This window comes from Caballeronia calidae, assembly GCF_900044055.2.
Lineage (GTDB): Bacteria > Pseudomonadota > Gammaproteobacteria > Burkholderiales > Burkholderiaceae > Caballeronia > Caballeronia calidae.
Map to the genome: position 1 here is coordinate 232419 of NZ_FCOX02000004.1, position 12797 is coordinate 245215.

Here is a 12797-nt window from a genome sequence, read left to right on the forward strand (position 1 = left end):
CAATTGGGAGACGGTGATGACCGTTTGCGTCGAAGCGAATAAAACCATGAAATCGACACCCGCATACGATGCGATCGATGACGTTCTTTACGAGTGGTTTAGGTGGACCAGCGGTTATGGAGAGACTCATGGATACAGCTCTTCGGATGCGACATGCAGAGACTTTAAGTCCAATCGACAGTGGATGGATCACAGCGATCTTTCCGATCTCGTCGACTATCAACTGCGCAAGAGAAAAGGCGAGCTGGTAGACCCGATTATTTCGAAGCTCGGCCTGCGCCACCGCATCGCCGTGAACATGGCGATGCGAAACATGAACTGCGGATATAGCGTCTGGAGCAGCATCAGGTCCGGCACGCAGGAGCAGGATTACCGCGAGGCGAAGGAAATCATGCGGCCAAGTTTGGTGGCGCGGGGACTTGTAAACGGATAATTGCTGGTGTATTCTTTGCGGCGAAGTGGGGCGAGTCGCGCCCTGAAGAATCGTAAGCCCCGCCGGCCAGCCGCGCGGGGCTTTTGCTTTATGGACCAGTCACGCGGCGGTCGGCGTCGCGGAACACATCCGGGCTGGTCCTTCCGTCGTCTCCTCCATGTCTTCGGACGTGGCCTTGCCCGCCTCGCGCGGGCTTTTTATTTCTCGACCGCAACGGTCAGCGCAAGCGGCCCAGTGCGCCCAAAACACCCGCAGCCCGTGATGCGTTGATCCGGCGGAACCAATCCTCGCCGCCGTGATGATCGGCAGGCGTGGGCAATCTCTACCACTGGAGAATGGGCCTTTCGCCCTTAGCGAGGGCTCATTCATGGCAAAAGCTCGGGGACGCCCTACTGCCTATTCACCACAAATTGCGAAGGCAATTTGTGCGGCAATCATCGATGGTATGACCTTGCGGCAAGCCTGCGAATTGCCGGGGATGCCGGGCAAGACCACCGTTCTGAGATGGCTTCAGGACGATGATAAGGCCGAATTTCGGGACCAGTACGTGCGCGCGCGCGAGGCGCAAGCGGAAGAAATGGCCGATGACCTGCTGGAAATTGCGGACGATGGCCGAAATGATTGGATGGAGAGATACGACCGCAAGGGCGAGGCTATTGGCTGGCGCGAAAACGGGGAGGCGGTTAGAAGGTCTGCTCTCCGTGTAGAGACTCGGAAGTGGCTAATGTCGAAGCGAGCGCCGAAGAGGTATGGCAGCTCTTCTAGCCCCTCGCATGAAGGAGAAGAGAGCTCTCCCGGCCTGAACGATCCGGACCCGGACGTATGAGGTCGGCGCAGCAGGTCAAGCTGGAGAAGCTGCACACGAAGCAGGCTGAGATCGGGCGTGCATTCAACGAGAGCCGCCGCGTCGTCATTCGGTGTGGCCGGCGCTTTGGCAAGACGACGCTGCTTGAGCGCTGCGCGTCGAAGTGGTCGTATCAAGGATTGAAGGTCGGCTGGTTCGGTCCGACGTACAAGCTGAACCTGCCCACGTATAAGCGCATCCTGCGCACGGTGCAGCCGGTTGTCTTTTCGAAGTCGAAGATCGATCAGGTCATCGAGCTGAACTCAGGCGGTTGCGTCGAGTTCTGGACGCTGCAAGACGAGGATGCGGGGCGCTCACGCTTCTACGATCGCGTGATCATCGATGAGGCATCGCTTGTTTCGCGGGGCTTGCGTTCGATATGGGAGCAGGCGATCGCGCCGACGCTTCTGGATCGCAAGGGTCACGCCATTATGGCGGGCACGCCGAAGGGCATTGATCCGGACAACTTCTTCTACGAAGCGTGTACGGACAAGTCGCTCGGCTGGGAAGAGTTCCACGCGCCGACTGCCGCGAACCCGATGCTGGATCCGGAGGCGGTCGCAAAGCTGATCGACGAATATCCGGCGCTGGTCTATCAGCAGGAATACCTGGCTGATTTCGTCGATTGGAACGGCGCGGCGTTCTTCAGCGAAGACTCGATGCTGATCGATGGGCAGCCTGTCGAATATCCGGCGCGCTGCGATCAGGTCTTCGCTGTTATCGATACCGCGCTGAAGGACGGCTTGGAGCACGACGGCACCGCTGTGACCTACTACGCGCGCAACAAGATCGAAGGCGTACCACTCGTCATCCTCGATTGGGAAGTTCTGCAGATCGAAGGCGCGCTGCTCGAGAACTGGCTCCCGCTCGTCAACGCGCGATGTGAAGAACTAGCGCGCGAGACAAACTCGCGGCAGGGCAACGTAGGTATGTGGGTGGAAGACAAAGCGAGCGGCATCGTGCTGCTGCAGAAGGCCAAGCGCAAGGGGCTGCCTGCGTATCCGATCGCTGAAAAGCTGGTCGACCTCGGAAAGGAAGGCCGCGCGCTTGCGGTCAGCGGCAACGTGCACCGCGGCGAAGTGAAGTTCAGCCGCTACGCGCACGACAAGGTCATGAACTTCAAAGGCCAGACCCGCAATCACCTCATCTCGCAGGTCTGCGGCTTCCGCCTCGGCACGAAGACGCCGCATCACATGGACTTGCTGGATTGCTTCACGTACGGCGTGGCGATCAGCCTCGGCGACTCAACCGGTTGGTAAAGGACTCTTTTGATGAGCGGAATCGACGACAGCGGAGCGGCAGTGCTGGGCGTCGGCGGCAGCGCCGTGCCTTCGCAGCTGATGGAGCTGCTCGCGTGCGATGGCATTGAACCGGGTTCGCCTCCCTCGTATGAGACGTGCAAGACAATCTATTCGTATCATCCGATGGGCGCGAAAATGGCCGAAGCGCCGATCGAGGAAGCGCAGTCGCAGGAGCGTGAGATCACGATTCCGGGCGCTCCTGAAGATGATCTGAAGCAGGCGTTCATGGATGAGTGGGCGCGCATTGGTCGCACCGGTGCCGACGACATCATCAAGAATTTGCAGGTCATGAAGCGAGTGTATGGCATCAGTTCGCTGATCTATGGTTCGCCTGACGTTCCGACGAACGAGCCCGTACCGCTCGAAAAGTTGCACGAGATCGATCTGTACTTCAACATTCTCGATCCGCTTAACACCGCCGGATCACTCGTGCTGAATCAGGATCCGAATGCGCCAGACTTTCAGAAGCCGCAGTTCCTGCGCGTCGCCAATCACGATTACCACCCGTCTCGCGCGGTGATCGCACTCAATGAGGCACCTGTTTACATTGAATGGACAAACAGCGCCTTCGGTTTCGTGGGCCGCTCGGTCTATCAGCGCGCCCTGTATCCGCTGAAGTCGTACATTCAGACGATGATCACGGATAACGCGATCGCGGAAAAGGCTGGTCTGCTCGTCTGGAAGATGGAGTCGCCCGGCTCGATAATCGACAAGGTCGCACTCGCGTTCGGCTCGCTCAAGCGCGCGTTTCTGAAGGGCGCGAAGACGGGCAATGTGATCTCGATCGGCTTGAATGAGAACATTGAGTCCGTCGACCTGAAGAACCTGAGGGATGCCGCTGAATTCTCGCGCGACAACATCCTGAAGAACATGGCGACGGCCGCGAAGATGCCGGCGCTAATGCTGAACGAGGAAACGCTTGCTGAGGGCTTCGGCGAGGGAACGGAAGACGCCAAGCGCCTCGCTCGCTATATCTCGCGCGTGCGCGTCGAGATGAACCCATCCTATGAGTTCATGGACAAGATCGTGATGCGTCGCGCGTGGAACCCGGAGTTCTATCGCTCGATGCAGCGTAAACACACAGACTATGCGGCCATGCCGTACGAGACGGCATTCACGCAGTGGAAGAACGCGTTCCGCGCAACCTGGCCGAACCTGCTCGTCGAGCCCGACAGCGAACGCATCAAGGTGGACGACACGATCACGAAGGCGGCGATCGCGGCCGTCCAGGTGCTCGCGCCGCTGCTCGATCCTGAGAGCAAGGCGAAGGCGGCGTGCTGGCTCGCCGAGGTGATGAACGAGCGCAAGCTGATGTTCTCGACGCCGCTCGAACTCGACTACGAGGAGATTGCGAGCTACGTGCCGCCGCAGCCGATGGCCGAGCCGAGGCCCGACGTCGAGTCATCGCACGAGTAAGCCGTGAGCATCCGTCCAGCGATCAATCGCACGTTTCACGACGTGCTCACGGAGGCTGTCCGCGACATTAGCGAGAACGGTTACGACGATCCGATGCGCCTTCAGGAATGGCTGCGTCGGCTGCGTTTCGCCGCGATGGCTGATCTGCCGACGGATGCTGCGTTGCAGACGCGTATGCAAATGGCGATGGAGGCTGTCTTCAAGCGAAGCATATCGAAGACCGCCACTCTGCGGCATCACCCGGGTGTCTCGCGCTTCACGATTGAGCGCATCACGCCGCAACTGCGTCCCGAGCTCGACAGGCGCATCCGCGCGAGCGTGCAGCTCATCAAGCTGGACCGCGAGAAGGCCGTCGAGACGACGCTCTCGCGCCTATCCGGATGGGCGACCTCGATTCCTGAAGGCGGCTCGCGCGCGGTCGAAAAGCCGGAAGTTAAGCAGCACATCGCCAAGCCACTGCGCTCGCTTAGCTTCGAAGAGCGCCGCGTCGCGATAGATCAAGGTCATAAGCTGATGTCCTCGATCAACGCGGTTATCGCCGAGCATACGCAGGCGATCGCGATGATGTGGCGCTCGCACTGGCGGCAGTCCGGATACGACTATCGGCCGGACCACAAGGAGCGCGACAAGCTTGTCTTCGCGCTGCGCGGTTCATGGGCCATGCAGCAGGGTCTCGTGAACAAGGGCGCGGGATACGTCGACGAGATGACGGCGCCGTCCGAGGAGCCATTCTGCCGTTGCTATGGCGTCTACCTGAACAACCTGCGTGATCTGCCGCCCGAGATGCTGACGGAGAAGGGCAAGCGCGCGCTCGAAGAGACGCGGATCCGGAGAACGGCATGACGTCGAATGACTGCGCGGGCATCCTGTTCCGCGCGCCGGGCCCGCTTTACCTGCTCGTCGAGCGCAGCGACACCGGCGAGTGGGAACAGTCCGGCGGTCACGCCGAAGGCGATGAGACGCCCGAACAGGCCGCGGTGCGCGAGACCGTTGAAGAGATCGGCGGCTGCCCGGAAGGGATTCGTTGGGCCGTGCGTCGCAATGAGATCCCGGGCGCGGGCGGCGAATACACGTGTTTCTTGCAGAACGTGCCTGAGCCGTTCAAGTCCCAACTGAACGACGAGCACACGGCATGGAACTGGTACGCGCCTGACGCGCTGCCCGAGAAGATGCATCCGGAAGTTGCGCGAACGATCGCGCTCGTCACCGGCAACGAGCTCGACATTGCGAAGCGCATGGCGGCAGGCGAGCTGCTCTCGCCGCAGCGCTTCGAAAACATGTGGCTGTTCGACCTGCGCATCACCGGCACGGGCACGAGCTATCGCATGGCGCTCGATGAGTACGTCTATCGGCCGCCCGAGAACTTCCTCACGGAAGAGTTTCGGCAGCGTTGCAATGGCCTTCCGGTGATCTTCGAGCACCCGAAGAAGAACGTGCTCGACAGCAGCGAATATCGCGATCGCAACATCGGTTCGATCTTCCTGCCATATCTCACCGACACCGAAGTGCGAGGTGTCGCAAAAGTTTTCGACTCGGACGGTGCTGAGCTGATGTTGGCGTCGCACGAGTCAACTAGTCCCGCGGTGGTCTTCCGCGACGCGGGCTCAACCGAAACCGTCGAAGTTGACGGCAAGTCGGTTCTTATCGAAGGCAAGCCGTCCTATCTCGACCACTTGGCAATCTGCGAAGAGGGCGTGTGGGACAAAGGCGGCGAGCCCAGCGGAGTCAACACTGGAGAAACTCAAATGGATGGAATGGAAGAGCAGGTCCCGGCATGGGCTGATGCGTTCATGAAGAGCTGCGCCGATAGCTTCGGCCAGCTCAATGCGCGCATGGATTCGATCACGAACAAGGGTGGCGACGAGATGCCGACCAAGCCACTGACTGACTCGGCAGAAGGTGCGGCCGAGAAGGAAGGCGAGAAGGAGATGCATCTCGAACGCGAGGCCGAAAGCGACATCGAGAAGGCGGTCAAGGCTGGCGAAGCCGAGCACGGCGACGAAAAGCGCGCCGATTCGGCGGAAAAGGAAGGCGAGGAAGAGAAGGCCGATGCTGCCGCACGTGCCGACTCGCAGAAGCGCCTCGAACGCGAGAACGCCGACCTCCGCGCGCAGATCAAGCGCATGGACGGCACGCTCTCGACGCTCACGCGCCCGCTGTCGGCGACGGACCGCGATTCCCTCGCGCAGGCTCAGACGCGCGCCGATAGCGTGATGTCGATGTTCGGCAATAGCGCCAGCGCGCCGCTGCATGGCGAGAGCCCCATCGACTATCGCCGCCGCCTCGCTTCGTCGCTCCAGAAGCACAGCGCAGAAATGAAGGGCGTGAAGCTTGAAGCGCTCGACGGCGCGATGTTCAAGATGGCCGAGGACCGCATCTATGCCGATGCGCAGACCGCTGCAATGAATCCCGCAGAAGCGCCGGCGGGCCGACTCGTCGAACATGTCTCGCATGATGTCGCGGGCCGCAAGATTACGCGCTTTTCTGGTGACATGGACGCGTGGCTGACTCCGTTCAAAGCGACCGGCACATCCGTCAAATTCATTCGTGAAAAGCAAGGAGCCTAAACAATGGGCACGATTACTTTTAACCCCATGTTGACGAGTGCCCCGCAGAACTCGTTCCTCCTACAGACCGATGGATTGGTTCAGGGCACATTCCAGGATGATCCGTCCTCGAATATGTGGTTGTGCAGCGGACAGCTTGATTCGGGAATCGATCAGCCCATCTGGGGGGGCATGGCAATCACGGAGCAGGTGAATGCGCCCGGCGAGAACCAGATGGGCAACACGATCGATCTCGCAGCGAACAGCGCGAGTTTGACTGGCTTCACTGTGTTCAATCGCGGCAACAACATGATCATCACGCCGGGCAACAATGTGCCTCAGGCTGGTCCCGGCATGTCGATCATGTATTTCCGCACCGGCTCGAATGCGCGCATCGCAGTGCAGTGCGACAACACGCTCGCGGGAAGCCTTGACGCTGGCAATGTGAATCAAGCCGTTTCGTGGGACTTCACGAACCAGAAGCTCATCGCGTTCTCGTCCGGTGTTGGTGCGCTCGCCTGCAAGGTGCTACTCGTCACGACGAACACGAGCAAGATCGTCAACTACAACTCGGGTACCGGCGCATTGACCTGGACGACCGGTTACGTCGCGCTCATCCAGATCTAAGGGGTATCGAAAATGCCGAATATTTTTCCGTCTCAGGCCAAGGTCTCGCCGAGCTTCTCCGAGCCTGACTTGATTGTGACGTATGCGCAGGCATCCGGCGCCTTTGCCGCTCTGCCCGGTGGAAAGCCTCGCGTGAAGATCGGCAGCACCGATCTGTACGTGTACATCAACGCGCTGGATCTTCGTACCGACACGCAGTCATCGCAGGCTGCGCCGAACTTCCTCCCGTCGGCGACGCTAGTCGGCACGTATTACTCGACGCCGACGTACCTGATCCGCACGCGTGCTCAGTGGGACCACCACGACACGGCGGCTGCGGCGAACTATTCCGTCTCGCTGCCGCATGCGCAGGATCTCGCGCAGCGTCAGGGCATCTTCCAGCAAATGCGTACTGCGCTGCTGTACGGATTCAACCCAGCGAATGGCGAGGGCCTGCTGAATACCGTCGGCGCGACGGCCGTCACGCTGCCGCCCGATCCATACGGCAACGACGCAGTCACGACCTACGACAACGGTGCGATGTCGCTCTTCCTGCTCGGTCAGGCTGTCGCGATGAAGACACTCATGTTCCAGTCGGGTGGCAACATCAAGAACAAGATTGTCTTCATCAGTCCGCAGCGCGTGTTCTTGCAGTTCCAGCTTCAGGGGATCGTGCAGGTCACGGCATACCAGCGCCCGGGGGCTGGCACGTCGACGACCGCGCAGGTCGTGCAGAACGTCCTGCTCGAGAGCGGAGACGAAGTCGAATGGCATTACGACGACACGCTCATCGGCAAGGGTGCCGGCGGCACGGATGCCGTTGTGATGACGATTCCGGAAGTGGAGGTGCCGACGATCCCTGGCATCAACACCAACGAATTCGGCAGCATGTCGCCCTCGATGAAGGCTGTGAGCGTGATGTATGCCGACATGGCCGCGCCGATGAAGATCCCGACGCCGGTCCCCGATGGCGGGATCACGGAGGTGCAGGAGCTGCGCGTGTCGTCCGGCTGGGGCATCCGCCCGCAGGGCATCACGATCATCTCGATGCCCTATCAACCGTCGTAATTCGTCGCTGTCTCGAAAAGGCGCTCTGCGGAGCGCCTTTTTTTATTTCAACAATCCCAGAGGAAGAGATCATGCCAATCCACATTGCCAACTGCACGAAACAGACGCTGCGCTATTGCTACCGCGCGCCGGAGCAGACGCAGCCGAAGTTTATCGAGATCTCGTCTGGCCATCAGGACATCATCGGGCATGGCTGGAGCGAGCCGCAGATGCATGCGGTGGTCGGTCATATGGAGCGGCATGGTTTCCGACCAGCAACCGAAGCGAGCAGACGCCTCACGGAGTTCGCAGGCGTGTTTTACCGCATTGAGAAGCCGGTGACGGAAACGCAAATCCATACAGGTCACGACGCGCTCGTTGAGAGCCAGCAGAAGCGCAGCGCGCAGGAAGCAACGCGCAGCGCGCTCGCGTTCGATAGCGCCACGCGTGACCCGAAGAACCGGAAGAAGCGCCTCGCCCGCGTCACGGAAGTGAGCGTCAAGCAGGACGTCCCGCCGCGCGAGAGGCCGACGGGCGATGAAGTCGATTTCTCCATGTCGGTCGATCCCGAAGCTCGGTCCGACGCCAAATTGCCGGTCTGACGGCACCATTCGTTCAAGGAAACGACCATGATGAAGAAGCTAGCATTTGCCCTGGCTGCTGCGCTGATCTCGACCGCCGCATTCGCCGTAGCAAATAACCCGTTGCAGAGCGCGAACAATCTGTCGGACGTAGCCAGCGCAGCAACTGCGCGAACGAATCTCGGACTAGGCTCGCCAAACACGCTTATCTCGGCAACGGCACCGACGATCAGCTCGGGCTTTGGTACGGGCGCGTCAGTGCCGAACAATAACGGCACTGCGGCCTTTACGATTAATGTCGGAACGGGTGGTTCGGCATCGAGCGGTGTCATCGGTCTTCCGGCGGCCGCGCATGGGTGGAACTGCTATGCGACCGACATCACGACCAACTCGACATCCGTCTTCGTGACCAAGCAAACGGCATCGACGACGACGTCGGCTACGATCGGCAACTTCAGCGACGTCGCGGTCGCCACTGCCTGGACTGCGAGCGACATTCTCGCGGTGTCATGCTTCGCGTACTGACGCAACATGGCCTTCGTCGATCCGAGCACGCCCAATCTGGCGGACTTCACCCTGTTCGTCTATGAGCAAGGCGTGCCCGAAGCGGATCTGCCCGATGACTCGCCATATCTGCAATGGTCACTGACAACGGCAGAGGCGAAAGCACTCAACGCGCCGCCACCGATCCCGTCGATCATCTATGTGCTCGCCGTGTACAACCTCGGCATGCATACGCTGCTGAAGATTGCGCAGGATCAAAGCAATCAGACGTTCTTCTCGGATATACGCAAAGGATTCAAGCTGCTGTCGTTCATCTCCGGTCCGGTAGTGACATCAGCAGACCAGGGGACATCGAATACCCTGCTCGCGCCGGATTTCCTGAAAGGTCTCACTATGGCGGATCTTGACCTGCTGAAAACGCCGTGGGGTCAATCGTATCTGGCTTACGCGCAGTCATTCGGCCCGAACGTTGTGGGTGTGTCGTGACCAAGTTATACCTTGGAGTTGTCGATGTGGCATACACGGCCGGCGACGGAAAGTCTTCAACGACCACAGGCGACATTGCGACCTTCATCGAGTCTGAGTACCACGTGATGCGTACGTTTCTCGAATTGTATGAAGGCGATATCAGCCAGCTACTTGCCGACGAGATAACGGGTGCGATCGAAAGCATTGCCCAGGGAAAGCCTGTAACGCGCCTTTCGTTCGGGGTAGGCACGGACCGTATCGCAGAGAAGTTCCGTGATTACCTCGATGCGCGCGAGTGGAAGCAAACGAGCGGGCAGGCAGTGGCCGCAGCCGATCGTGGCGATAACGTACGCAAGAAAGCAAGAAAGCAGGACAACGGCCGGGCTGAATTCATCGACTCAGGCTTGTATCAAGCCAGCTTCCGCGCGTGGGTCGACTGATGAGCATCCTGAGCGAAGCATCCGGTGCGCCTACCCAATTGCAGGCAGCGTTAGAGATTGGCGTCGAGCAGTTGTCGAACAATCAGTCGATCCCGTTTCAGCAGTACACGAAGTACACCTTCGCAGTGGACGGTTTCGTTTTTTGGGTTGCGACGGGAACGACTCAGATGTTCGATGGCTCGCTACACATCCTGACCGATCGCAAGCAGGACGAAGACCAGACGCTCGCGGCAAATCAGCTTGTCTTCACTGCTGAAGAGGAAGTGTCGCAGCTCAATGCGATCGCGCCGGACACGATGTGGATTGGAACATGGCAGACGGACAGCGCGACGCTGCGTGTTGCATTTTCGTCGACGGGATTGAACTATCAGCAGGCAGGGCTGTGGCATTACCGTGGCTTCGCCGTATATCCCGCGCTGGCGTCTCAGCTCGTTGCCAGTGAGGATGATCTACCATCGGGACCGATCGTATCGAACAGTCTGCCGATCTGGCTCGCGCAGAACAGCATGGCGCCTGTGTATCCATCGTTCCTTGTGCCCGACAACATAGTGCCGCCGTACATTACGGCGCACATCGAGCCGGAAGAAACGATCGCGCTCGGCGCGTTCCCTATCTATAGATGGCCCGGCACGACGCGTCCGATGCCGGGACCGGCACCGCTGCACGATCTGCCGAGTTCGCAGCTCATGCGCGATACCGTGCGGCTCACGATGTACGGCTTCACGAACGAAAGCGCCATTCAGTTTTATGTCTCGCTAATGGAGTACTCGCTCAACACCGATGATTTCGGCTTTTGCAACTCTCCATCAATCCGCGATGCGAAGCGAACGCAGGTCGAAATCGCAGCTATTGCGATGAAAAAGACGCTCGAAATTCATGCGTCGTACTACCAGGGAACAGCGGACGCGATCGCGCGCCGGTTGATCCTTTCCGCGTCTGTCACCACCACTGTTTAGGAGAATCCTGTGCCTCAATATCCCCTGGTTCCGCAACCTGGCGGCACTCAATCCACGCTCAATATCACCGCTGCCACAGTCATTAAAGCGCTGCCGGGTCGTGTTTACACGGTCTCGGTACTCGTTGCAGGATCCGCTGCCGGCGCCGTCTATGACTCTACCTCGACGAGCGGCAACACGGCTGCTGACCAAATTGCGTCGCTACCTAACGCGGTCGCATTCATCAACACGAACGCGTGGCCCTGCGCGAACGGCATAGTCGTCGCGCCCGGTACGGGCCAGACCGTCGCTGTCGCCTGGTCCTAATCGATAGGAGGCTGCTCAAATGACGACTACACCTACGATCGTCAATCTGAATACTGTCGTCACGGAAGCACCCGCGCCCTCACAGCTCCAACAGAGTGGTGCGTTGATTTCCTTGGGCGGCACGACCCTCTCGACAGGATCAGATCAGTATTGCGGTCAGCTTTCTGACCTGGAAGCCATTCTCGATACCGGAAGCGGCAATGCCACCGAGTTGCTGCATATGGGTACGACCTTTTTCGCGCAAGGTCAAACGGTTGGCGTGTATGTGCTTGAGCTCGGGACGGCAGACGATATCGATGATGAGATTGCGCTTCTGGGCACATGGATCACCGATAACCCTGGCGTGTTTTATTCGTATCTCGTTCCGGCCGACTGGGATGATTCGAAAGACAATGTCGGCAGCGTGATTGTCAGCAACGGCGGCTCAGGCTATACGGCTGCGCCGACGGTGACCTTTTCGGCACCGGGAGCTGGTACGACGGCCACGGGCACTGCTGTGATTCAGGGCGGCGCTGTTACTAAGGTTAATGTCACGAATCCGGGCAGTGGATATTCGGCTGCGCCGACGGTGTCTTTCAGTGGCGGCTCGGGCACGGGCGCGGCAGCCACGGCAAATCTCGTCTCCGCGCTGGATGAGCTGGTGGCGCAGTACTCGAATCCTGAGGGTAGGACATACTTCTTCGTCACGACTGACAGTGCGAACGCTTCGATCTATGCGACGCAGAAATCGGTTTTCGCTGTAGCACCTAGCCCGACTGCCGGATCCACGGAATTTCAGGCGGCCATGCCGTTCTATCAGTGGCTGGTGAATAATCCGGGGCCAGCAAATCCGCTTGCACCAATGTCCTACCGCTTCGGCTTCGGTGTGACGCCCTGGGTTCGGAAAGGTAATAGCTCGAGCATCAATTCGCTGCTCACCGCTTATTGCAACCTTATCCTGACGGGCGCGGAGGGCGGCATTTCGACAGCATGTCTGTTCAAGGGCACGCTGATGGATGGCTCGCAGGCGTCGTGGTGGTACGGCATCGACTGGTTCCAGATCCACGTAAAACAGGCGCTGGCTGCTGCCATCATCAATGGGTCGAACGAAAATCCGCCTTTGCTTTACGACCAGGCCGGGATCAATTCGTTGCTCGCCGTCGCGCAGAACGTGGCCAACAGCGCTGTCACGTTCGGCTGCGCGCTAAGCATTGCTGTGTCGGCAGTTCCATTTGCGACATACACGCAGGAGAACCCCGACGACTATCAGGCGGGCGTCTACAACGGATTCTCGGCGATTGCGGTCGGTCAGAACGGATTTTTGACCATTAAATTCAATATTGACGCCGTCCAGTTCGCATAAGGAGCCG

At 59.5% G+C, this 12797-nt stretch carries 15 protein-coding genes; all 15 read left to right on the top strand.

Annotated features, from left to right (window positions below):
• Window positions 1–184 precede the first annotated feature (184 nt).
• The 15 genes from AWB78_RS48215 (at window position 185) to AWB78_RS06515 (ending at window position 12790) form a co-directional block, all read left to right on the top strand.
• On the top strand, window positions 185–433 hold the full coding sequence (locus tag AWB78_RS48215; protein ID WP_232477618.1) for a hypothetical protein: 249 nt from the start codon (window positions 185–187) through the stop codon (window positions 431–433).
• Window positions 434–800: 367 nt separating this feature from the next.
• The gene (locus AWB78_RS06460; RefSeq protein ID WP_157697423.1) at window positions 801–1259 is read left to right on the top strand and encodes a terminase small subunit-like protein; all 459 of its coding nucleotides are present in this window, start codon (window positions 801–803) and stop codon (window positions 1257–1259) included.
• Window positions 1256–2536, top strand: coding sequence for a hypothetical protein (locus tag AWB78_RS06465; RefSeq protein WP_062603345.1), 1281 nt, complete (start codon window positions 1256–1258; stop codon window positions 2534–2536). The genes AWB78_RS06460 and AWB78_RS06465 overlap by 4 nt, the downstream gene beginning before the upstream one ends.
• Window positions 2537–2548: 12 nt before the next feature.
• Window positions 2549–3994, top strand: coding sequence for an anti-CBASS protein Acb1 family protein (locus AWB78_RS06470; RefSeq protein ID WP_074173396.1), 1446 nt, complete (start codon window positions 2549–2551; stop codon window positions 3992–3994).
• Between the two features lie 3 nt (window positions 3995–3997).
• Window positions 3998–4837, top strand: coding sequence for a hypothetical protein (locus AWB78_RS06475; RefSeq protein ID WP_062603347.1), 840 nt, complete (start codon window positions 3998–4000; stop codon window positions 4835–4837).
• The gene (locus AWB78_RS06480) at window positions 4834–6561 is read left to right on the top strand and encodes an NUDIX hydrolase (protein WP_082883244.1); all 1728 of its coding nucleotides are present in this window, start codon (window positions 4834–4836) and stop codon (window positions 6559–6561) included. The genes AWB78_RS06475 and AWB78_RS06480 overlap by 4 nt, the downstream gene beginning before the upstream one ends.
• 171 nt (window positions 6562–6732) lie before the next feature.
• The gene (locus AWB78_RS06485; RefSeq protein ID WP_232477619.1) at window positions 6733–7167 is read left to right on the top strand and encodes a hypothetical protein; all 435 of its coding nucleotides are present in this window, start codon (window positions 6733–6735) and stop codon (window positions 7165–7167) included.
• Between the two features lie 132 nt (window positions 7168–7299).
• Window positions 7300–8214 carry a DUF2184 domain-containing protein gene (locus tag AWB78_RS06490; RefSeq protein ID WP_232477620.1) on the top strand — a complete coding sequence of 305 codons (915 nt, stop codon included), beginning with the start codon at window positions 7300–7302 and terminating at the stop codon, window positions 8212–8214.
• Between the two features lie 71 nt (window positions 8215–8285).
• The gene (locus AWB78_RS06495; RefSeq protein WP_062603352.1) at window positions 8286–8795 is read left to right on the top strand and encodes a hypothetical protein; all 510 of its coding nucleotides are present in this window, start codon (window positions 8286–8288) and stop codon (window positions 8793–8795) included.
• A 27-nt stretch (window positions 8796–8822) separates the two neighbouring features.
• Entirely contained in the window at window positions 8823–9299 is a 477-nt protein-coding gene (locus AWB78_RS46325) for a hypothetical protein (protein WP_157697424.1), read from the top strand.
• A 6-nt stretch (window positions 9300–9305) separates the two neighbouring features.
• On the top strand, window positions 9306–9764 hold the full coding sequence (locus AWB78_RS06500; protein WP_062603354.1) for a hypothetical protein: 459 nt from the start codon (window positions 9306–9308) through the stop codon (window positions 9762–9764).
• Between the two features lie 26 nt (window positions 9765–9790).
• Window positions 9791–10186 (top strand): hypothetical protein, encoded by a 396-nt coding sequence (locus AWB78_RS06505; RefSeq protein ID WP_232477621.1) that lies wholly within the window; start codon window positions 9791–9793, stop codon window positions 10184–10186.
• Window positions 10186–11142, top strand: a complete 957-nt coding sequence (locus AWB78_RS06510; RefSeq protein ID WP_062603356.1) for a hypothetical protein — start codon at window positions 10186–10188, stop codon at window positions 11140–11142. Before AWB78_RS06505 ends, AWB78_RS06510 begins: the two co-directional genes overlap by 1 nt.
• Before the next feature lie 9 nt (window positions 11143–11151).
• The gene (locus tag AWB78_RS46330; RefSeq protein WP_157697425.1) at window positions 11152–11448 is read left to right on the top strand and encodes a hypothetical protein; all 297 of its coding nucleotides are present in this window, start codon (window positions 11152–11154) and stop codon (window positions 11446–11448) included.
• 19 nt (window positions 11449–11467) lie between these two features.
• Window positions 11468–12790, top strand: coding sequence for a hypothetical protein (locus tag AWB78_RS06515; protein WP_062603358.1), 1323 nt, complete (start codon window positions 11468–11470; stop codon window positions 12788–12790).
• Window positions 12791–12797: the final 7 nt, after the last annotated feature.

Coding starts and splice junctions, on each gene's coding strand:
- AWB78_RS06470 (WP_074173396.1), top strand. CDS start 2,549: ATGAGCGGAATCGACGACAGCGGAGCGGCAGTGCTGGGCGTCGGCGGC.
- AWB78_RS46325 (WP_157697424.1), top strand. CDS start 8,823: ATGATGAAGAAGCTAGCATTTGCCCTGGCTGCTGCGCTGATCTCGACC.
- AWB78_RS06510 (WP_062603356.1), top strand. CDS start 10,186: ATGAGCATCCTGAGCGAAGCATCCGGTGCGCCTACCCAATTGCAGGCA.
- AWB78_RS06480 (WP_082883244.1), top strand. CDS start 4,834: ATGACGTCGAATGACTGCGCGGGCATCCTGTTCCGCGCGCCGGGCCCG.
- AWB78_RS06500 (WP_062603354.1), top strand. CDS start 9,306: ATGGCCTTCGTCGATCCGAGCACGCCCAATCTGGCGGACTTCACCCTG.
- AWB78_RS06460 (WP_157697423.1), top strand. CDS start 801: ATGGCAAAAGCTCGGGGACGCCCTACTGCCTATTCACCACAAATTGCG.
- AWB78_RS06485 (WP_232477619.1), top strand. CDS start 6,733: ATGGCAATCACGGAGCAGGTGAATGCGCCCGGCGAGAACCAGATGGGC.
- AWB78_RS06465 (WP_062603345.1), top strand. CDS start 1,256: ATGAGGTCGGCGCAGCAGGTCAAGCTGGAGAAGCTGCACACGAAGCAG.
- AWB78_RS06515 (WP_062603358.1), top strand. CDS start 11,468: ATGACGACTACACCTACGATCGTCAATCTGAATACTGTCGTCACGGAA.
- AWB78_RS48215 (WP_232477618.1), top strand. CDS start 185: ATGGATCACAGCGATCTTTCCGATCTCGTCGACTATCAACTGCGCAAG.
- AWB78_RS06495 (WP_062603352.1), top strand. CDS start 8,286: ATGCCAATCCACATTGCCAACTGCACGAAACAGACGCTGCGCTATTGC.